General features: G+C 73.2%; 22 protein-coding genes. 13 read left to right on the top strand and 9 right to left on the bottom strand.

Annotation, left to right across the window (positions count from 1 at the left end; all coding sequences use genetic code 11):
- Positions 1 to 4: 4 nt before the first annotated feature.
- From ACYU8I_RS11195 to ACYU8I_RS11215, 5 genes are all read left to right on the top strand, one after another.
- Positions 5 to 907: a DMT family transporter gene (locus ACYU8I_RS11195; protein ID WP_460840680.1), complete on the top strand. Its 903-nt coding sequence runs from the start codon at positions 5 to 7 to the stop codon at positions 905 to 907.
- Positions 888 to 1559 carry a GntR family transcriptional regulator gene (locus ACYU8I_RS11200; protein WP_460840682.1) on the top strand — a complete coding sequence of 224 codons (672 nt, stop codon included), beginning with the start codon at positions 888 to 890 and terminating at the stop codon, positions 1557 to 1559. Before ACYU8I_RS11195 ends, ACYU8I_RS11200 begins: the two co-directional genes overlap by 20 nt.
- Positions 1556 to 1924 (top strand): hypothetical protein, encoded by a 369-nt coding sequence (locus ACYU8I_RS11205; RefSeq protein WP_460840684.1) that lies wholly within the window; start codon positions 1556 to 1558, stop codon positions 1922 to 1924. Before ACYU8I_RS11200 ends, ACYU8I_RS11205 begins: the two co-directional genes overlap by 4 nt.
- A complete protein-coding gene (locus tag ACYU8I_RS11210; RefSeq protein ID WP_460840687.1) occupies positions 1917 to 2135 on the top strand; it encodes a hypothetical protein in 219 nt (72 codons plus the stop codon). The genes ACYU8I_RS11205 and ACYU8I_RS11210 overlap by 8 nt, the downstream gene beginning before the upstream one ends.
- Positions 2136 to 2436: 301 nt before the next feature.
- A complete protein-coding gene (locus ACYU8I_RS11215) occupies positions 2437 to 3405 on the top strand; it encodes a CAP domain-containing protein (protein WP_460840690.1) in 969 nt (322 codons plus the stop codon).
- Here the strand turns inward: ACYU8I_RS11215 and ACYU8I_RS11220 are convergent.
- From ACYU8I_RS11220 to ACYU8I_RS11230, 3 genes are read right to left on the bottom strand one after another with little or no spacing between them, the layout of a single operon-like run.
- Positions 3375 to 4277: an alpha/beta fold hydrolase gene (locus ACYU8I_RS11220; RefSeq protein ID WP_460840692.1), complete on the bottom strand. Its 903-nt coding sequence runs from the start codon at positions 4275 to 4277 to the stop codon at positions 3375 to 3377. The two genes, ACYU8I_RS11215 and ACYU8I_RS11220, sit on opposite strands and share 31 nt — an antisense overlap.
- Positions 4274 to 6679 (bottom strand): ATP-binding cassette domain-containing protein, encoded by a 2406-nt coding sequence (locus tag ACYU8I_RS11225; RefSeq protein ID WP_460840693.1) that lies wholly within the window; start codon positions 6677 to 6679, stop codon positions 4274 to 4276. The genes ACYU8I_RS11220 and ACYU8I_RS11225 overlap by 4 nt, the downstream gene beginning before the upstream one ends.
- A 40-nt stretch (positions 6680 to 6719) precedes the next feature.
- Positions 6720 to 7544 (bottom strand): alpha/beta fold hydrolase, encoded by an 825-nt coding sequence (locus tag ACYU8I_RS11230; RefSeq protein WP_460840696.1) that lies wholly within the window; start codon positions 7542 to 7544, stop codon positions 6720 to 6722.
- 53 nt (positions 7545 to 7597) lie between these two features.
- Here ACYU8I_RS11230 and ACYU8I_RS11235 point away from each other — a divergent pair, with 53 nt between their 5' ends.
- The 4 genes from ACYU8I_RS11235 to ACYU8I_RS11250 all read left to right on the top strand — a co-directional run bounded on the left by ACYU8I_RS11235 (position 7598) and on the right by ACYU8I_RS11250 (position 10321).
- Positions 7598 to 8071 (top strand): PaaI family thioesterase, encoded by a 474-nt coding sequence (locus ACYU8I_RS11235; protein WP_460840698.1) that lies wholly within the window; start codon positions 7598 to 7600, stop codon positions 8069 to 8071.
- A gap of 233 nt (positions 8072 to 8304) precedes the next feature.
- Complete coding sequence (locus ACYU8I_RS11240; protein ID WP_460840700.1) at positions 8305 to 9384, top strand: alpha/beta fold hydrolase; 1080 nt, start codon at positions 8305 to 8307, stop codon at positions 9382 to 9384.
- Positions 9385 to 9443: 59 nt separating this feature from the next.
- Positions 9444 to 9773 (top strand): hypothetical protein, encoded by a 330-nt coding sequence (locus ACYU8I_RS11245; RefSeq protein ID WP_460840701.1) that lies wholly within the window; start codon positions 9444 to 9446, stop codon positions 9771 to 9773.
- Positions 9770 to 10321 (top strand): hypothetical protein, encoded by a 552-nt coding sequence (locus tag ACYU8I_RS11250; RefSeq protein WP_460840703.1) that lies wholly within the window; start codon positions 9770 to 9772, stop codon positions 10319 to 10321. The genes ACYU8I_RS11245 and ACYU8I_RS11250 overlap by 4 nt, the downstream gene beginning before the upstream one ends.
- Positions 10322 to 10325: 4 nt before the next feature.
- Here the strand turns inward: ACYU8I_RS11250 and ACYU8I_RS11255 are convergent, their stop codons facing one another.
- The 3 genes from ACYU8I_RS11255 to ACYU8I_RS11265 form a co-directional block, all read right to left on the bottom strand.
- On the bottom strand, positions 10326 to 11207 hold the full coding sequence (locus tag ACYU8I_RS11255) for an aldo/keto reductase (RefSeq protein WP_460840705.1): 882 nt from the start codon (positions 11205 to 11207) through the stop codon (positions 10326 to 10328).
- A 15-nt stretch (positions 11208 to 11222) separates the two neighbouring features.
- Positions 11223 to 11522, bottom strand: a complete 300-nt coding sequence (locus ACYU8I_RS11260; RefSeq protein ID WP_460840707.1) for a YiaA/YiaB family inner membrane protein — start codon at positions 11520 to 11522, stop codon at positions 11223 to 11225.
- Positions 11523 to 11593: 71 nt separating this feature from the next.
- Positions 11594 to 11989 (bottom strand): DUF5709 domain-containing protein, encoded by a 396-nt coding sequence (locus tag ACYU8I_RS11265; RefSeq protein WP_460840709.1) that lies wholly within the window; start codon positions 11987 to 11989, stop codon positions 11594 to 11596.
- Between the two features lie 44 nt (positions 11990 to 12033).
- Between ACYU8I_RS11265 and ACYU8I_RS11270 the strand changes: the two genes are divergently transcribed.
- Positions 12034 to 12540, top strand: a complete 507-nt coding sequence (locus tag ACYU8I_RS11270; protein WP_460840711.1) for a GNAT family N-acetyltransferase — start codon at positions 12034 to 12036, stop codon at positions 12538 to 12540.
- Here ACYU8I_RS11270 and ACYU8I_RS11275 read toward each other — a convergent pair.
- The 3 genes from ACYU8I_RS11275 to ACYU8I_RS11285 all read right to left on the bottom strand — a co-directional run bounded on the left by ACYU8I_RS11275 (position 12527) and on the right by ACYU8I_RS11285 (position 16719).
- Positions 12527 to 14293 carry an alkaline phosphatase D family protein gene (locus tag ACYU8I_RS11275; protein WP_460840713.1) on the bottom strand — a complete coding sequence of 589 codons (1767 nt, stop codon included), beginning with the start codon at positions 14291 to 14293 and terminating at the stop codon, positions 12527 to 12529. The two genes, ACYU8I_RS11270 and ACYU8I_RS11275, sit on opposite strands and share 14 nt — an antisense overlap.
- 91 nt (positions 14294 to 14384) lie before the next feature.
- The gene (locus tag ACYU8I_RS11280; protein WP_460840714.1) at positions 14385 to 15440 is read right to left on the bottom strand and encodes a TerC family protein; all 1056 of its coding nucleotides are present in this window, start codon (positions 15438 to 15440) and stop codon (positions 14385 to 14387) included.
- Positions 15441 to 15702: 262 nt separating this feature from the next.
- Positions 15703 to 16719, bottom strand: coding sequence for a zinc-binding dehydrogenase (locus ACYU8I_RS11285; RefSeq protein ID WP_460840716.1), 1017 nt, complete (start codon positions 16717 to 16719; stop codon positions 15703 to 15705).
- A gap of 55 nt (positions 16720 to 16774) precedes the next feature.
- On the opposite strand from ACYU8I_RS11285, the gene ACYU8I_RS11290 reads away from it, so the two are divergent.
- Genes ACYU8I_RS11290 through ACYU8I_RS11300 form a run of 3 tightly spaced genes read left to right on the top strand, consistent with a single transcriptional unit; the run spans position 16775 to position 19665 of the window.
- Positions 16775 to 18301: a helix-turn-helix domain-containing protein gene (locus ACYU8I_RS11290; protein WP_460840718.1), complete on the top strand. Its 1527-nt coding sequence runs from the start codon at positions 16775 to 16777 to the stop codon at positions 18299 to 18301.
- 31 nt (positions 18302 to 18332) lie between these two features.
- Complete coding sequence (locus ACYU8I_RS11295) at positions 18333 to 18830, top strand: thioesterase family protein (protein WP_460840720.1); 498 nt, start codon at positions 18333 to 18335, stop codon at positions 18828 to 18830.
- Positions 18831 to 18849: 19 nt separating this feature from the next.
- Complete coding sequence (locus tag ACYU8I_RS11300; RefSeq protein ID WP_460840721.1) at positions 18850 to 19665, top strand: hypothetical protein; 816 nt, start codon at positions 18850 to 18852, stop codon at positions 19663 to 19665.
- Positions 19666 to 19685: the final 20 nt, after the last annotated feature.

The following is a 19685-nucleotide window of genomic DNA, read 5'->3' on the forward strand; positions in this document are numbered from 1 at the left end:
CAGGGTGCGTGCCGTCGTCGCCGTCCTGCTGGCGGCCCTGTGCTTCGCGAGCACCGGCACCGCGCAGGCGCTCGCCGACGCCGACGCCTCGCCCTACGCCGTCGGTCTGGCACGGGTGCTCCTGGGCGGGGCGCTGCTCGCGCTGTGGGTCCGGCGGGCGGCCGGTGGGCCGGAGCGGCGTACGACGGGAGCGCTGGCGCGGGTGCCTCGGGTGGTGCTGGTCGGGGTGGGGGCCCTGGGCGTGCTGGCCTACCAACCCACCTTCTTCGCCGGCACGGCGGCCAACGGCGTGGCCGTCGGCACCGTCGTGGCGCTCGGCTCCGCCCCCGTGGTGACGGGTCTCGGCGACGCGCTGCTGCGCCGTCGGGTGCCGTCGCCGCAGTGGGTGGTGGCCACCCTGCTCGCCCTCGTCGGGGTGGCGCTGGTCGGGGGAGTGGTGGGTGGTCCTCAGGTCGTGGCCGGGCCGGAGGTGCTGTGGTCGGTGGCTGCGGGGGCCTCCTACGCGGTCTACGCGTTGACGGGCAAGGAGCTGCTCGACCGGGGCTGGAGCTCGGGGCGCACGATGGGCTCGATGTTCGGCGCCGCGGCCGTCGTGGCGCTGCCGCTGCTGCTCCTGACCGGGCCGACGTGGGTCCTCGAGGCGCGCGGGCTGGCGCTGGTGCTGTGGCTGGGCGTGGTCACCACGACGGTGGCCTACCTGCTCTTCGGGTGGGGCCTGGCCCGGCTGCCTGCCACGACGGTCGCGACGCTCACCCTGGCCGAGCCGCTGTGCGCGACGCTGCTCGGCGTGGGCGTGCTGGGGGAGCGGCTCGCGCTGCTGCCCGCGGTGGGCCTGCTCGTGCTCGCGGCGGGCCTGGTGGTCCTGACGGTTCCCGGACGGAGGGCCCGTGTCGCCGTCGCGGCCTAGCGGGGCGCCGCGGACCACCGCAGCCGACCGCCTGACGGACGAGCTGCGTCGGGGCGTGCTGACCGGGGCGCTGTCGCCGGGGGAGCCGCTGCGCGAGGAGGACCTGGCCGCAGCGACGGGTCACTCCCGACACACCGTGCGCACCGCCCTGGCGCGCCTGGTCGCGGAGCGCCTCTCGGTGGCGGCGGCGTACCGCGGGGTGCGGGTGACCAGCTTCGACGACGACGCCGTGGTCGCGCTGCAGCAGCTGCGGGGCGCCCTGGAGTCCGAGGCGGTCCGGCTCCTGGGGGAGCGCCACGGCACGACGTGGCCCGACGAGGTGCTCGCGCCGGTCCGGGTCGCCATCGGCTCGATGGCGGCCTGTGCCGCCGACGACTGGCCGGCGGTCGCCGCAGCCCACGCCGAGGTGCACCGGCGCCTGGTCGCCGCCGCGGGGAGCGCACGCATCACCGAGGCGCACGCGCGGCTCGACTCCGAGATGCTCCTGCTGCTGGTGCACGTCAGGCCGGCGTACTCGCTCGACTCGCTCGTGGACGAGCACGTCGACCACCTCCGCCGGGTGCAGCGCGACGGTCCCGCCGCCGTACGCCGCCACCTCGACCACGCGACCCGGGCCATCCTGGACGCTCGCCCTCGAGAGGACGCGTCGTGAGCGGGAAGATCGACCTGGAGCGGGCGCTCGACGGTGACCGGGCGCGTCGGGGGGAGCTGCGGCAGCTCGACCTGCCGCCGGCGCGCTACCTCGCCGTCGACGGGGCGGGCGACCCCACCACCTCGCCGGCGTTCGCGGCGGCTCTGCACTCGCTCTACCCGGCGGCGACGCTGCACGTCGGGTCGTTCGACGAGGAGGCGCCGGTGCTGGCGCGGGTCCACGACGAGTACGGTCCTGAGCACGACCTGCGGCTGACGGGACGCCACCACGAGATCCACCTGAGCGACCGGCGCCGTACGCCGCCCGAGCGGCGACGCACGATCGTGCGGCAACCGGTGCGACCGAGGGAGGACGACCGTGGGTGAGGCGAACGGCTTCGAGTACGACGTCGTCGGCGACACCGTCGTGGTCACGCACCACGGTCGACGCGCGACGGTGCTGCGCGGCAGGCGGGCGCAGCAGTTCTTGGCGGACGTCGAGGACGACGATCCTCAGGAGCTGATGGCGCGCTTGACCGGCAACTACAAGCGCGGCAACGAGCGAGTGGCCCGCCAGCACCCGCGCAACCGGGGCTGACGGGCGTCAGCACGTCGCTGTACTGGATGACATAATGTCGCTTATCGGCGTGTTGGTCAGGCGTTCACGAGCGGAGCTGAGGGGTCAGGTCGCGGGATCCTGCTGGGCAGCGCGCCCCGACGACCCCGATCATCGCCAGACCGTCCGCAGCGTCTGGCACGACGTGGGCGGGCGGCGCGACGAGGTCGACGCCCGCGAGCCCATGACGCAGCCCGGGCTGCCAGCCGACCACCTCCGAGGTCAGCCGCTCGGAAATCTCGTTCTGTGTCCGATTTGTCCGCGATCGTGGGACCCTTGGCAGGTGTCTTCGCACCTCCGCCGCGGAGCCCGACCCCTTGCGGTCGCGCTCGTCCTGATCACCACCCTGCTGACCGGCGTCACGCTGGTCGGCCCCGCCGAGGCCCGCGCCAAGAGCCGCACCGCCGTCGCCGGATGGACCACCAGTCCCCTGACCGTCGCCCAGGGCGAGGAGCGGATCCTGCGGGTGCAGCTGCGCGGTGCCGTCCGCGCCGGGCGCGCGGTCCTGCTGCAGACCAGCCCCGACCGCACGGGCTGGACGACCGTCGCCCGCGCCGCGAGCTCGCGCCGCGGCGTCGCCGTGCTCGACCTCCCGACCACGGCGCCGTACGACGGCCAGCTGCGGGTCTCGGTGCTGCCCACCCGTCGCGCCCGCGGGGTCGTGACCCCGGGCCGCCCGCTGTCGGTCCAGCGGACGGCGCCCGCGGACACCCCAGACAAGCCGACTCCCACGCCGACGCCCACGCCGGCCCCCTCGCCGGCCCCCTCGCCGGCCCCCTCGCCGGCCCCCTCGCCGGCCCCCTCGCCCTCACCCACCACCCCGCCCGCCGGCACCATGACCGCCGACGAGGCCGAGGTGCTGCGGCTGGTCAACCAGGCGCGCTCGGTGGGCCGTTCCTGCGGCGGCACCTCCTACCCGGCCGTCGGCCCCCTGCGGGGCGAGCCGCGCCTGACCGTCGCCAGCCGCGACCACGCGCGCGACATGGGCGAGAAGGACTACTTCAGCCACACCTCGGCCGACGGCCGCTCGCCCTGGGACCGCGCCAGGGCGGCCGGCTACACCTCCGCCAGCGGGGAGAACATCGCCGCCGGCTACGGCTCCCCCGCCGACGTCGTGCGTGGCTGGCTGGAGTCGTCCGGGCACTGCAGCAACATCATGTCGTCGGGCGCCCGCGACCTCGGCGTCGGCTTGGCGCGCGTCTCCGGCAGCCGGTACGGCACCTACTGGGTGCAGATGTTCGGCCGCGGCTGACCAGTCGGCCCTCGGCCGACGGCTGCGGCGACCGCCGCAGCCCCGCGCTCGGACAGCACGACGGTGTAGTGGTTGACGTCCTCGATGAGACGCGGTTCGAGCGCAGGGAACCGACCCGCCAGGTCCCGCACCGTCGACCCGGCGTAGAGGCCCGGCGGGTCGTCGACGAAGCCCCGCGGCGCGTGCAGGAACGGTACGCCGCCCACTCGCGACGCCAGCGCCTCGAGCGCGGCCGGCAGGTCGTCCCCGTCGAGGATGTCGGCCTGGTCGGCCAGCACGCCGGCGAGGTCGGCCGCCGCGCCCACGCCACCCTCGCGCACCGTGGCGTCGTACGACGCGTAGGTCTCGGCGGCGGGTGACCAGTCGTGGGCGAAGGCGGGGTGCGCACGGAAGAGGTCGACGTACGCCGCCTCGTCGGCGAAGCGGGTCTCGAGCCGCGTCCGGATGGTCGTCAGCGCGGCACGCGTGGCCTCGAGCTCGGCCGGGGCGAACGGGAGGCCGCCGTCGACGAGCACGAGCCGGTCGACGAGGTGCGGGTGGCGGTGGGCGAGCACGATGGCGACGAACCCGCCCATCGAGTGGCCCACGACGACGGCCGGACCGGCGTCGAGCGCCTCCAGGACGGCTGCGGCGTCGTCGGCGTGCCGTGCGATGCCCCAGGGACCGTCGGGCACGACGGAGCGACCGCGGCCCCGCAGGTCGGGTGCGAGCATCCGCCGGTCGGGCAGGGCGTCGGCGACGAGGTCCCAGCCTCGGTGGTGGGCGGTGATGCCGTGCAGGAGCAGCACGGGGCTGCCCGCGGAGCCGGTCCACTCCCCCACGACCAGCGTGCCGCCGACGACGTCGACCTCGTGGGTGCGGTACCGCCTCATCGCGCCGGGCCGCCGCCCACGTAGGCCGCGAGGTGCCGGCCGGTCAGCGTGGAGGCGTCGGCCACCAGGTCGGCCGGGGTGCCCTCGAAGACGACGCGGCCACCGTCGTGCCCGGCGCCGGGACCGAGGTCGACGATCCAGTCGGCGTGCGCCATGACCGCCTGGTGGTGCTCGATCACGATCACGGAGGTGCCGCCGTCGACCAGCCGGTCGAGCAGGCCGAGCAGCTGCTCGACGTCGGCGAGGTGCAGGCCGGTGGTGGGCTCGTCGAGCACGTAGACGTCGGCCTTGCCGCCCATCTCGTTGGCCAGCTTCAGGCGCTGCCGCTCGCCGCCCGAGAGGGTGGTCAGCGGCTGGCCCAGGGTGAGGTAGCCGAGGCCGACGTCGACCATGCGGTCGAGGATCTTCCGGGCGGTCGGGACCGACGCGGGGCCGGGGCCCAGGAAGTCGCGGGCGTCGGCCACCGGCATCTCGAGCAGCTCGGCGATGTTGCGGGCGTCGTCGCCCTCGCCGAGCCGGTAGTCGAGCACGGCCGCCTGGAAGCGGCGACCCTCGCACTCCTCGCAGGGCGACTCGACGGTGTCCATGATCCCGAGGTCGGTGAAGATGACGCCGGCCCCCTTGCAGGCCGGGCACGCCCCCTCGGAGTTGGCGCTGAAGAGCGCGGGCTTGACCCCGTTGGCCTTGGCGAAGGCCTTGCGCACCGGCTCGAGCACTCCCGTGTACGTCGCCGGGTTGCTGCGGCGCGAGCCCTTGATGGCGCCCTGGTCGACGGCCACCACGCCGTCGCGCCCGACCACCGAGCCGCTGACCAGCGAGCTCTTGCCCGACCCCGCGACACCGGTGAGCGCCACCAGCACGCCGAGCGGGAGGTCGACGTCGACGTCGCGCAGGTTGTTGTCGGCGGCACCGCGCACCTCGAGCACCCCGGTCGGCGTGCGCACCGACTCCTTGAGCCGCGCCCGGTCGTCGAGGTGGCGCCCGGTCAGGGTGTCGCTGGCTCGCAGCCCGTCGAGGTCGCCCTCGAAGACCACCTCGCCGCCGTCGCGCCCGGCCCCTGGCCCCAGGTCGACGACGTGGTCGGCGATGGCGATGGTCTCCGGCTTGTGCTCCACGACCAGCACCGTGTTGCCCTTGTCGCGCAGCTGGAGCAGCAGCTGGTTCATCCGCTCGATGTCGTGCGGGTGCAGCCCGATGGTGGGCTCGTCGAAGACGTAGGTGACGTCGGTGAGCGAGGAGCCGAGGTGGCGGATCATCTTGGTGCGCTGCGACTCCCCGCCCGACAGCGTGCCGGCCGGCCGCTCGAGGGAGAGGTAGCCCAGGCCGATCTCGACGAAGCTGTCGAGCAGGTGGCGCAGGCCGGCCAGCAGCGGCGCGGCCGACGGCTCGTCGAGGTCGCGCAGCCAGGCCGCGAGGTCGCTGATCTGCATGGCGCACAGGTCGGCGATGTTCTTGCCGCCGACCGTCGACGACAGCGCCTGCGCGTTGAGCCGGGTGCCGTCGCAGTCGGGGCAGGTCGTGAACGTGACCGCCCGCTCGACGAAGCGGCGCACGTGCGGCTGCATCGCCTCGACGTCCTTCGACAGCATCGACTTCTGCATCTTCGGGATGATCCCGTCGAAGGTGAGGTTGATGCCCTCGACCTTGATCTTGGTCGGGGGCGAGTAGAGCATGGTGTCGAGCTGCTTGGCGGTGAACTCCGCGATCGGGGTGTCCATCGGCAGGCCGACGCCCTCGAAGAGCCGCCCGTACCACCCGTCCATGGAGTAGCCGGGCACCGTCAGCGCGCCCTCGCGCAACGTCTTGGTGTCGTCGTACAGCGCGGTCAGGTCGATGTCGCTGACGTTGCCCATGCCCTCGCACCGCGGGCACATCCCGCCCTGGTAGACGGCGTCCTTGACGATCGACTTCTCCTCGCGACCGCCCTTGTCGGTGCGCATCACCCCGCTCGCGACGCGGGTGGGGATGTTGAAGGAGTACGCCGTCGGCGGCCCGACGTGGGGCGTCCCGAGCCGGCTGAACAGGATGCGCAGCATGGCGTTGGCGTCGGTCGCGGTGCCGACCGTGGAGCGCGGGTTGGCACCCATGCGCTCCTGGTCGACGATGATCGCGGTGGTCAGCCCCTCGAGCCGGTCGACCTCGGGGCGCGCGGTCGACGGCATGAAGCCCTGCACGAACGCGCTGTAGGTCTCGTTGATCAGGCGCTGCGACTCGGCGGCGACGGTGCCGAAGACCAGCGAGCTCTTGCCGGAGCCGGAGACGCCGGTGAACACGGTCAGCCGCCGCTTGGGCAGCTCGAGGCTGACGTCCTTGAGGTTGTTCTCGCGGGCGCCGAGCACCCGGATGAGGTCGTGGGCGTCGGCGGGGTGGCCGTGGTCGCGGCCGGCGTCGTGGTCAGGCATGGGGGTCACAGTAGGGAGAGACCCGCCGGGGCCGCACGACTCAGCGGTCCTCGGCCGTCAGGAACACCCGCAGTGCGGAGGTGAACGCCTCCGGCCGCTCGGAGTGCACCCAGTGGCCGGCGCCCTTGATGGTCACCGCGGTGGTGCGCGGGAACAGCCCGCGCATGGTCGCGACGTGCTCGGGGCGCACGTAGTCGGACTCGCCGCCCGTGACCCAGAGCACCGGGTGGTCGAAGACCGCCTCGCCCAGCTCGTCGGGGCCGGGGAACCCGCCGATCGCCGGCAGCTCGCGCCGCAGCATCGCGAGGTCGGCCTGCCACCGGAAGCCGCCGCCGTCGGCGCGGAGGTTCTGCAGCAGGAACCCGCGCACGGCGTCGCTCGGGACGGGCTCGCGCAGCTGCGCGTCGGCGTCGGCACGGCGGTCGAGGCCGGCGAGGTCGACGCGCGTCAGGCTGTCGAGCAGGTGCTCGAACTGCCCGACCCCCTGGCTGACCGACGGCGCGATGTCGACCACGACCAGGCGGTCGAGGAGCCCCGGGTGACGCAGCGCCAGGACCATCGCCACCTTGCCGCCCATGGAGTGCCCGACCAGGTGCACCGGCTCGTCGGCGGCCGGTCCGGCGCGCAGCCAGTCGGCGACGGCGTCGGCGGTGGCCACGTAGTCGGCGGTGCCCGTCCACGGCGAACGACCGTGGTTGGGCAGGTCGGCGAGCACCGAGCGCAGGTCGGGCACGAGCGCCTTCGCGACACCGGTGAAGTTGCGGCCCTGGCCGAAGAGACCGTGCAGGAACACGACGGTCTCGCCCGTGTCGCCCACGACGGTGCTGTGGAGCGGCAGCGGCTGCTCGGGGGGCGCCTCGGTCACGACAGGACAGCCTAGTTTGCGCGGTGCGGTGACGACGCGGGACGCTCCCCCACGTGAGCGACTCCCAGCACGAGGCCCGCCTCGACCCCGCGGCCATGACCGGTCTGCAGCAGCTCCAGGCGATGGTCGACGGGCTGCTGCCGCCGCCCCCGATCTCGCAGACCCTCGGCATGGTCGACTTCGCGGTGCTCCGCGAGGGGTCCGTCGAGGTGGCCCTCGTGCCGGAGCAACGGCACTACAACCCGCTCGGCGTCGTCCACGGCGGCGTGCACTCCACGCTGCTCGACACGGCAGCGGCGTGCTCGGTGCACACCACCCTGGCGGTCGGCGAGGGCTACACCTCGCTCGACCTCACGGTGAAGTTCCTCAAGCCCGTCACCGTCGCGACCGGCCGCGTGCGGGCCGTCGGCTCCGTCCTGCAGCGAGGGCGGCGTACGGCGCTCGCGCAGGCGCAGCTGCTCGACGACGCGGGCACCCTGCTCGCCCACGCCACCTCCAGCTGCCTGGTCTTCGCGGCGCAGGGCTGAGCCCGACCGCGGCTCGGGGCGCGACCTGCACGTCGACCACGAGCGCGGAGCCGTCGAGCAGCCGGGCGTCCAGGCCGAGCGCGCTGCGCAGGTCGGGCAGCAGCCGCGTCGCCCGCTCTCCCACCGGGTCGCTCGCCGCACCGGACGGACCCGGACCGACGTCGCAGCCGGTCCCCTCGTCACCGCTCGCGGCTACCGTGGCACACCTCACACCCGACCGCAGGAGGCTCCCCGTGCCGCTCGAGAACCCCTTCTACACGCCCGAGCAGCAGGGCGACTACGAGCTGGTCCCGCTCGGCCGGTTCGAGCTCGAGGAGGGCGGGGTGATCGAGGACCTCCAGCTCGCGGTGGCGACGTACGGCACCCTGAGCGAGGCGAAGGACAACGTGGTCCTGGTGCCGACGTGGTTCTCCGGCACCCACGCCACCTGGTGGCAGGTCTACCTCGGCGAGGGGCGGGCGCTCGACCCGTCGCGGTACTTCATCGTCGTGGTCAACCAGATCGGCAACGGACTGTCGACCTCCCCGCACACGACCGACGACCCAGCCATCGCGATGTCTCGCTTCCCCCGCGTGCGCATCGGCGACGACGTCCGGGCGCAGGAGCAGCTGCTGCGCGAGCACTTCGGCGTCGAGACGCTCGCCCTGGTCGTCGGCGGGTCGATGGGCGCGCAGCAGACGTGGGAGTGGGCGGTGCGCTACCCCGACAAGGTGCGTCGGGCGGCGCCCATCGCGGGTACGGCGCAGAACACCCCGCACGATTTCCTGTTCACCCGGACGCTGATGGACGCCATCACCAGCGACCCGGGCTTCGCCGGGGGCGAGTACGCCGCCCACACCGACGTCGCCGACGGCCTCGCGCGCCACGCCGACCTCTGGGCCGTGATGGGCCTGACCACCGACTTCTGGAAGTCGGGCTTCTGGCGCGACATCCCTCCGGTGGTCGAGGGCCTGGGATGGACCACCTTCGAGGAGTTCCAGCAGAACTTCACCCGGTTGCTGTTCGCGATGATGGACCCCAACGCCCTGCTGACGATGGGCTGGAAGTGGCAGCGCGGCGACGTGGCCCGTCACGCCGACGGCGACCTCGCGGCGGCGCTCGGCCGCATCACCGCCAAGGTCTTCGTGATGCCCATCGAGCAGGACATGTTCTTCCCGCCCCGCGACTGCGTGCCGGAGGCCGAGCTCACCCCGGGGGCCGAGGTGCGGATGCTGCACAGCATCGCCGGACACTTTGGGCTGTTCGGCTTCGAGCCGTCCTACCTCGACGAGGTCGACGCCCACCTGAAGGAGCTGCTCGCCGCCGAGGTGTGACGGCGACGCGTGTCAACCTCTGGTTGACACGACAGTCCTCGGTCGTCGACGGTGGGGGCATGTCCCCTCGCCTGCTGCCGAACCTCGGCGTCGCCGCCGTGATGACCGTCGTCATCGCCGTCCTCGAAGGCGGCGGGTGGTCTGCCTGGGTGGTCGGTGCCGTCTTCGCCCTCGTGCTCGCGCTCGGGGTCTGGTTCGCCAGTGCGCCCTCGAGGCAGGACTGGACCCTGCCTCCCCGCACCTACGGGGCCTGCGCCGCGGTGGCCCTCCTCGTCGGTGGGATCGCCTGGTGGCTGACCGGGGGCGACAACGGGGCCTTCTGGGGCGTGGGCGTCGTGGCCGGCATCAGCGTGTCGGTCTCGGCGGCGGCCCTGCGGAACGAGGCGTGAGTGACCACCTCGACGACGTGGTCGAGGCGGCCACCCGCCTCGACGCGGCGCGCGAGGAGCTGCAGCGCGCCGTCGACGCCGCCCGCGGGACGGGGGCGTCGTGGGCCGACGTCGGCGCGGCCCTGGGCACCAGCCGCCAGGCGGCGTTCAAGCGCTTCGGACGACCACGAGACCCTCGCACCGGAGGTGCCATGACCACCCGCAGCATCGACCACGTGCCTGCCCTGACCGAGCAGGTCTTCCGCGAGATCGACGCCGGTGACTACGCCGCCGTGCGCGGCCGGATGCCGGACGAGGTCGCGAGCGTGCTCACCGAGGACGCCGTCCTCGGCACCTGGGCCCGCGTCGTCGGCGAGGTGGGCAACCTCGACGGCTTCGAGGGCACCCGGGTCGAGCCGGCGGGCGGTCCGGCGCTCGGCGTCGTCGTCGGCGACACCACGCTGCGGTGCGAGGCCGGTGAGCTCCGGGGTCGCGTGGCGGTCGACGACCAGGACCGCGTCGTCGGCATCCTCGTGGTGCCGACCGACGCCGTCGACCTGCCCTTCTAGGACGTCATGAGGCGTCGAGCGCCGCCAGCTCGTCGTCGTCGAGGTGCAGCGACGCCGCAGCGGCGGAGTCGGTGACCGACTGCGGTCGCTTCGCCCCGGGGATCGGGATCACGCAGGACGACTGCGCGAGCTCCCACGCCAGGGCGACCTGCTGCGGGCTCACGCCGCGCCGCTGCGCGACCTCGGCGAAGGCCGGGTGCTTCTCGGCCAGCTGCTTGGCGTCACCGAGGCCGCCGAGCGGGCTCCACGGCAGGAAGGCGAGGCCGAGCTCGTCACACACCTCGATCTCGGGGGCGCTGGAGCGGAAGGCGGGCGAGAACTGGTTCTGCACGCTCACGAGGGCGTCACCGAGCACGTCGTGCGCCTGCCGGATCTGGTCGGGGTCGGCGTTGGACAGGCCCACCATGCGCACCTTGCCGGCGTCGTGCACCTCCTTCAGCGTGCCGAGGACCTCGGCGTACGGCACCTGCGGGTCGGGTCGGTGGTGCTGCCACAGGTCGAGCCGCTCGACGCCGAGCCGCTCGAGGCTGCCGTCGACGGCGGCCCGGAGGTGCTCGGCGGAGCCGTCGAGGTCCCACGAACCCCCCTCGCCGCGGGTGTGCCCGGCCTTGGTGGCGAGGAAGACCTCGTCGCGCAGGCCCAGCTCGGCGACCAGCGAGGCTACGAGACGCTCGTTGTTGCCCATGGCCTCGGCGCCGAGGTCGCCGAAGCCGTAGGCGTCGGCCGTGTCGAGCAGCGTGACGCCGGCGTCGACCGCGGCCCGCACCGTGGCGAGCAGCTGGTCACGCGGCTTCTCGCCGTCCTGGTCGAAGGTCATGCACCCCAGGCCGATGGCGCCCACGCGCACGCGGCCGACGGTGTCGTTGCCGATCTCTCGTGTCTGCACCCCGGCCCTGTGCCCTCAGGACAGCGCCTTGAACGGGTCGTGCTCGGCGAGGATGCGCTCGACCCGCGCGGCGTCGACCCGGGCCACCACGGTCGACTGCTCCTGGGCATCACGCACGCACTTGGCGAGCGTGAAGCTGGACGTCACGAGGAAGAGCGCCCCCAGGGCCAGGAAGCCACGCTCCCAGGCACCGACCTCGAGGTTCCAGACCCCGATGGTCAGTGCCAGGAGCGCGACGGCGAAGGAGACGCCCGACATCACGAAGAAGGCGGTGGTGTTGGCGCTGCGGCTGGAGGGGGTGTCGTCCTGGCTCATGCCACCAGGCTGTCCGCAGGTGCTGTCGTGGTGGATCCGTTCGGCTACTCAGTCGCGGTGCGCGCCGTCACTCAGTCCTCGATGGTGTGCATGGCGGCCTCCTCGGCGGAGGCGCCGGCGCCGTCGATGCCCTCGTCGGTGCCGACGAGGTCCTTCTCGGTGTCGGTCGTCGTGCCCTCGTCGGGGGCGATCAGGCGGCCGGTGCGCTCCTCGCCGACCTCACCGCCCACGTCACCGTCTCGGATGTCGTCGGGGCCGTCCTGACGGGCCTCCTCGGCCTGCTCCCAGACCTCCGGCTCCTCGTCGTCGAGGCGCTCCTCGAGCGTCTCACCGCCCTCGGGGTGCTTGAGGTGGTCGGTCTCGCGCTCCGGGGGCGAGTAGCCCTCGTCGAGCACGTCCTCGACACCACGGTCCTCGAGGGTGTCCTCGGGCTGCAGCTGGTCGGGCGTCATCCCACTCTGGCTCATGACGGCCGTGTACCCAGGCGCCTGCGGCAGTAGCGTCGTACGACGTGACGACCGACGCGACTCCCCTGGTCCGCCCACTGGGGTCGCAGACCGAGACCGAGGCGTGCCGGCGCATCTACGCCCACTACGTCGCGACCACCGCGGTCAGCCTCGAGACCGAGGCGCCCGACCTCGACGAGATGGGCCGGCGGGTCGCGTCGTCGCACGCGTGGCTCGTGGCGCTGGAGGAGGAGCAGGTGCTCGGTTACGCGTACGCCGCCCCGCACCGGCCGCGGGCGGGCTACCGGTTCACTGCGGAGGTCTCGGTGTACCTCGACCCGGCGCACCGGGGCCGCGGACTGGGCCGCGCGCTCTACGCTCCCCTGCTCGCCGACCTGGCCGACCGGGGCTTCCACCTCGCGCTGGCTGGTGTCACGCTGCCCAACCCCGCCAGCGCACGGCTGCACGAGTCCTTCGGCTTCGAGCGGGTCGCCACCTTCCCCGAGGTCGGGCACAAGCTGGGACGCTGGCACGACACCGGCTGGTGGGCGCTGCGCCTCAGCGCGTCCTGACCGTCGCCGCTCCCTGGTGGGCCGGCGCGTCGATGACGACGTCGCAGACCCGCCGCAGCGCGGGGTTCCCCTCGTCGTCCTCGACCTTGCCGGTGGCCCACCACAGGGCGAGGCCGTCGTCGGTGACCTCGGCGGTGGCGAGGTTGTTGTCGAACCACGGGCCGCGCACGCGACGCCAGCGCCACGGCGGCGAGTGCACGTGGGCCGACCGGCTCACCGCGCGCCCCAGCGGGCCGGCGACGCCGTACGACAGGGCGGCGGTGACGAAGCGCATCCGGCGCTGCAGCGGGTTGCGGATGGGTGAGCACACCAGCTGCAGCACGCGACTCTGCAGCTGGCGGTCGTCGTGGCGGTGCAGTCGCTTCACCTCGGAGACGTAGCTGTGGTGCACGTCGCCGGAGAGGAACGTGACGGTGCGCGGGGCCGTGCCCCGCTGGCCCGTGGCGACCTGCGTGACCATCTCGGCCACCGCCCGGAAGCTCTCCTGGAACGCGCCCCAGTGCTCCAGGTCGACGGTCTGGCGGGCCCACTCCCCGACGCGGGAGCCGCGGCGGCCCCAGGCGCCGTCCGACAGCGCCTCGCTGAAGGCCTCGAGGTACTGCAGCCCGGGCGGCAGCAGGAAGGGCAGCGAGGTGCCGACGAAGAGGTGCTCGACGTCACCGGTCAGCTGCTCGTCGAGCCACGCCAGCTCGGTGTCGTCGAGCATCGCGCGACGGTCGGCCTCCAGGACACGCGCGGCGCGCGAGTCGATGACGACGAGCCGGCTGCCGCCGATCTGCCGGGCGTGGCTCCAGCGATAGGTCTCGGGCCGCTGGTCGACCCGGTCGGCGAAGGCGTCGAGCACCGAGGTGAGGTCGAGCTCGTCGGGCCCCTCGTGGGCGACGACGTGCTGCCAGACCTCGTCGGCGGCCCGCTCGCGCGGCGAGAGGTTGCCGAGGTGCTGGTAGACCCAGTACGACGCCAGCGCCGCGACGATGCGGCCGTGCCACCAGCTCGTGCGCTCCATCTCCTCGCGCCAGGCGTGCGAGGTGTTCCAGTCGTCGCGCACGTCGTGGTCGTCGAAGATCATGTCGCTCGGCAGCGTGGACAGCAGCCACCGGTTGGCCGGGTCGCTCCACGCGAGCTCGTAGAGGTGTGCGTACTCCTCGAAGTCCTGCAGCTCGGTCCACGGTGGCTCCTCCAACGAGCGCCGCGAGGCGATGAACCGCCGCATCGCCTCGGTGGTCTCGTCTGCGTAGACCTGGTCACCCAGCAGCACGAGCAGGTCGGGCCAGGCCATCCTCTCGCCGGCCGGCACCTCGAGGGTGCTCCGGGCCATCTCGAGCGCGTAGGCGCGCATCGCGTCGACGCCGTGGGTCGCGTTGCCGGCCGCGTCGTGCGACACCGAGGTGCGGCACGAGCCGAAGGCCAGCCGCGGCCGCTTGCCGACCCGGGGCGTGCTGATCACGGGGGGTGGGAGCCGCTGGCCCGAGACGTCGTCGACGTGGTCGGCCGGGGGCCAGGCGACGGCGGGCTCCCCGCCGGGCGGGGCCAGCCGCACGTCGTACGGCGTGACGGTGGCGGGCGGGAGGCCGTCGAGCTCGACCAGGGCGAAGTGGTGGCCGTGGACGGCGAAGGTGCGGGCCGCGGCGACCACGTCGCCGGCGCACACCTCCACGACGGAGTCGGCGTCGACCTCCACCCACACCGCGGCGGTGTCGTGGTCGGTGTGGCGGAGCAGCGGACCGAGCACGAGCGAGGGAGCGGTGGGCACGACTCCTGCGTACCCCACCTGCCCTGCCGACGTCACGCGCCCCGCGACCGACGGGTGTCGGTCGCGGGGCGCGCGGGTGGTCGGTCGGGTCTCAGCTGGCGCCGGCCGCCTCCGACTCGCTGGGCGTGGAGGAGTCGGTGTCGTCGCCCTTCCCGTGAGCCCGCTTGTTCGCGATGAGGCTGGTGATGGTGACCAGCACCAGGATGCCGACGACCACGAGCAGCGAGACCAGGGTCGGGATCTCGGGGACGGACGGCCAGGTGAGGTGGCCCCAGTGCAGGACGAGCTTGACGCCGATGAACAGCAAGATGGCCGAGAGGCCGTAGCTGAGGTGGACGAGCTTCGACAGCGCGCCCTCGAGCACGAAGTAGAGCGCACGCAGGCCCAGCAGCGCGAAGGCGTTGGTGGCGAAGACCAGGAACGGGTCGCCGGTGATGCCGTAGACGGCGGGGACCGAGTCGATCGCGAAGACGATGTCGACGCCGAAGACGGCGACCACGACCAGGGCGAGGGGGGTCAGGGCGCGCTTGCCGTCGACCTTGCCGAACAGCTTCGGGCCCTCGTAGTCCTCGGTGACGGGGAAGAAGCGCTTGATGAACTTGACGCTCTTGACCTCGTTGACGTCCATCGTCTCCTCCTCGCCCTTGACGGCGTCCTTGAGGAGCTTCACGCCGGTGAGGAGCAGGATGGCGCCGAAGACGAGGAAGACGGCGTCGAAGTAGCTCAGCGCCGCGGCACCGAGCGCGATGAAGATGCTGCGCAGCACGAGCGCGCCGATGATGCCGTAGAGCAGCACCCGCTGCTGCAACTCGGACGGGACGGCGAAGGCCGTCAGCAGGAGCATGAAGACGAAGAGGTTGTCGACCGAGAGCGACTTCTCGACCAGGTAGCCGGTGTAGTACTCCAGGCCGATCTGGCCGCCGAACTGCTGCCAGATGTAGACGCCGAAGGCGAGCGGCAGGGCGACGTAGAAGATCGACCAGCCGGTCGCCTCCTTCATCGACACCGCGTGCGGCTTGCGGGTGAGCACGAAGTCGAGGGCCAGCAGCCCGACGACGGCGGCGATGGTGACGGTCCACAGGATCGGCGATCCGACGGACTCGATGGCACCGCCGGACGACGAGGCAGCGAGGGGCAGGGCTGTCATGGGCGTGAGGTACCTCCTGGGCAGGACTGCATGCGCAGTCGTGGCCAGGTCTCCCTCACCCGCGCGTCAGGCGGGCCCACGACCGAGGCGCCGAGGGGCGCCGTACTGACCGGACGTGGTGGACGAGGTACTCCCCCGAAGACCTCCAGGCTAGCGGAGCCGTCCGCGAGGACGAAATCGACGCGGCGGCCGGCCAGCAGGTCGGGCCGGCAGGTCGGGCCGGCACGTCGGGGCGGTCGGGGCGTGTCGTCGGAGGAACGGGTCAGGGGCGCAGCAGCACTTTGATCGCACGCCGCTCGTCCATCGCCCGGTAGGCCTCGGCGACCTCGTCGAGCGGCAGCTCGAGGTCGAAGACGGGTGACGGGTCGACGGCCCCGCTGGTGACGAGCTCGGTGAGCTCGGGCAGGTAGGCGCGGACGGGTGCGATGCCCCCGCGGAGGCCGACGTTCTTGCGGAACATCGTGCTCACGGGCACCTCCACCCCGTGGGGCACGCCGACGAACCCGACGGTCGAGCCGGGCCGGGCCGCCCCGAAGGCCTGCAGCACGGACTCCCCCGTGCCGACGCACTCGAGCACGGCGTCGGCCCCGACGCCGTTGGTGAGCTCCTTGACGGCCGCGACACCCTCCTTGCCACGCTCCTCGATGACGTCGGTGGCGCCGAGCCGGCGGGCCACCTCCTGGCGCGCGGGGTTGCGCGACATGACCGCCACCCGCTCGGCGCCGAGCTGGGCCGCGGCGAGCACCGCGCACAGCCCGACCGCGCCGTCGCCGACCACCACGACGGTGTCGCCCCGCTGCACGCCGGCCGAGACCGCGCAGTGCCAGCCGGTCGGGAAGACGTCGGAGAGCGTCAGCAGGCCCGGCAGCAGCGCGTCGTCAGGGCGCTCGTCGAGCTTCCACAGCGACCCCTCGGCCTGCGTGACCCGGGCGACCTCGCCCTGTCCCCCGGTGGTGACCGACATGTTGACGCAGCCGGAGGTCATGCCGGCGCGGCAGTGCGCGCAGGTGCCGTCGCTGTGGCAGAAGGGCACGATCACGAAGTCGCCCGGGGCGAAGCCCGTGACCTCGGCGCCCACCTCGGTCACCGTGCCGATGCACTCGTGGCCGATCGTCTGCCCGGGCGTGATGTCGTTCTCGCCCCGGTAGGGCCACAGGTCCGAGCCGCAGACGCAGGCGGCGGCCACCTCGACGAGGGCGTCGGTCGGGGCCTCGATGGTGGGCGCGGGCCGGTCCTCGAGGCGGATGTCGCGGGTGGCGTGCAGCGTGGTGACCTTCACGACACGCACTCTCGCAGATGCGGTCATATCTCATATCTGAGATAGCGTCCCTGGGGTGACCCAGGACCACCTCGCCCGCATCGGCACGCTCATCCGTGACGCCCGCAAGCACCGCGGGTGGACCCAGACCCAGCTCGCGACCGAGCTCGGCACCAGCCAGAGCGCGGTCAACCGCATCGAGCGCGGCCACCAGAACCTCTCCCTCGACATGCTCGCCCGCATCGGCGAGGCGCTCGACTCGCCGCTGATGAACCTCGGCACCGGACCCGTGCACCTGCGCGTCACCGGCCCCACCACGCTGCGGGGCTCGATCGAGGTCAAGACCTCCAAGAACGCCGGCGTCGCCCTGCTGTGCGCCGCGCTGCTCAACCGCGGTCGCACCACGCTGCGCCGCGTCGCCCGGATCGAGGAGGTGCACCGGCTCCTCGAGGTGCTCGACTCGATCGGCGTGCGCACCCGCTGGCTCGGCAACGCGGGCGACCTCGAGATAATCCCGCCGGCCGAGCTCGACCTGGCTGCCATCGACGAGACCGCCGCCCGGCGCACCCGCTCGATCATCATGTTCCTCGGCCCCCTGCTGCACCGCCACGACGAGTTCCAGCTGCCGTACGCCGGGGGCTGCTCGCTCGGCACCCGCACCGTCGAGCCCCACATGACCGCGCTGCGCCCGTTCGGCCTCGAGGTCAAGGCGACCGAGGGCAGCTACCACGCCCACGTCAGCCCCGACGTCGCGCCCGAGCGCGCCATCGTCCTCACCGAGCGCGGCGACACCGTCACCGAGAACGCCCTGATGGCGGCGGCGCTGTGCGACCGCACGACCGTGATCCGCAACGCCAGCTCCAACTACATGGTCCAGGACCTCTGCTTCTTCCTGCAGAGGCTCGGCGTCGAGGTCCAGGGCGTCGGCACCACCACGCTGCGGGTCACCGGTCGGCGCGAGATCGACGTCGACGTCGACTACGCCCCCAGCGAGGACCCCATCGAGGCGATGTCGCTCCTCGCGGCCGCGATCGTCACCGACTCCGAGATCACGGTGCGCCGCGTCCCGATCGAGTTCCTCGAGATCGAGCTCGCCGTGCTGGAGGAGATGGGGCTGCGCTACACCCTGTCCGAGGAGTACGTCGCCGCCAACGGCCGCACCCGGCTGGCCGACCTCACCACCCACCACTCCGTGCTGCACGCGCCACTCGACAAGATCCACCCGATGCCGTTCCCGGGCCTCAACATCGACAACCTGCCGTTCTTCGCCGTCATCGCGGCCACCGCCACGGGCCAGACGCTGCTGCACGACTGGGTCTACGAGAACCGCGCGATCTACCTCACCGAGCTCAACAAGCTCGGCGGCAAGGTCACCCTGATGGACCCGCACCGCGTGATGATCGAGGGCCCGACCCGCTGGTCGGGCACCGAGGTGGTCTGCCCGCCGGCGCTGCGTCCGGCCGTCGTCGTCCTCCTGGCCATGCTCGCCTCGAAGGGCACCTCGGTGCTGCGCTCGACCTACGTCATCCACCGCGGCTACGAGGACCTCGCCGAGCGGCTCAACGAGCTCGGCGCGCAGATCGAGGTCTTCAGCGATCTCTGATCCGGGCCGAGTCGCGGTAGCGTCACCGCCCGTGACCTCCACCCACCCGACCTACGAGCAGCTGGTGAGCCTGCCGGCGTACACCCAGCAGCCGGTGCCGGTCCCCTTCGAGGACGCCAACGGCCACCTCAACGTCCGGCACTACACCGGCATCGCCAGCGAGGGGCTCGACGAGGCGCTGGCCGAGATCGGCATCCCGCCGAACTGGCCGGCCAAGGGCCACGCCTGCTTCAGCGCCGAGCACCACCTGACCTACCTCGCCGAGCTGCGCACCGGGGTGCGGCTGTCGTCGCGGGTGCGGCTGGTCGGCCGCTCCGAGCGGGCCGCGCACACGCTGGTCTACCTCCTCGACGACACCCACGAGCGGCTGAGCTTCGTGATGGAGGAGGTCTTCCTCCACATCGACATGGGCACGCGCCGCACGGCGCCGTGGCCCGACGACGTCGCCACCGCGCTCGACGCCGAGATCGCCGCCCACGCGAAGCTCCCGTGGGAGCCCGACCTGTCCGGCTCGCTGCACCTGCGGTGACCCGGCCCGGGGTGCTGCCGTGATCCTGCGGCCCGCCGTCCTCGCCGACATCGAGGCCGGCCGGGTCGACCTGGCCTTCCGCCGCTGGGACCGCCCGCGGGTCAGGGTCGGCACCCGGCTGCGCACCGGCGTGGGCGTCGTCGAGGTGACCTCGCTCGAGGAGGTCGACGTCGACGCCCTGTCCGACGCCGATGCCCGTCGCGCTGGTGCGAGCTCGCTGGACGGGCTCCGGGAGGCGCTGGCAGACCGTGCCGACCGTCCCGCCTGGAGGGTCGGGCTGCGGCACGCCGGGCCCGACCCCCGAGAGGCGCTGCGCGAGCAGGTGCCCGACGCGGCGGAGCTCGCCGCGCTGCGCTCGCGCCTCGACCGGCTCGACCGTTCCTCGACCGAGGGGCCCTGGACCGCGGCGACCCTCGGTCTGGTCGACGACCACCCCGGCCGGCGCGCACCGGAGCTCGCCGCCGAGGTGGGGCGCGAGACCGCCCCCTTCAAGCGCGACGTGCGCAAGCTCAAGGAGCTCGGCCTGACCGAGTCGCTCGACATCGGCTACCGGCTCTCGCCGCGCGGCCGCGCCGCCGTCGACGCGGTGCGTCGCGACGCCGGGCTGCCGCCGCGCCGCCGTCCTCCTGCCCCCTCCGGTACGCCGCTCCCCCGCGGCATCGGCGCGCCGGCCACCCGGGCGCTGCGGGCCGCGGGCCTCGACACGCTCCAGCAGGTCGCCACCCGCCCCCGCGCGGAGGTCGCCGACCTGCACGGGGTCGGACCGGTCGCCCTCGAGCGGCTCGACGCCCTCCTCGCCGGGGCCGACCTCGGCTGGGCGCTCCCGGCTGAGTAGCCGCGCGGATGTGCGTGCGG

The sequence above is a fragment of the Nocardioides marmoraquaticus genome (assembly GCF_054777915.1).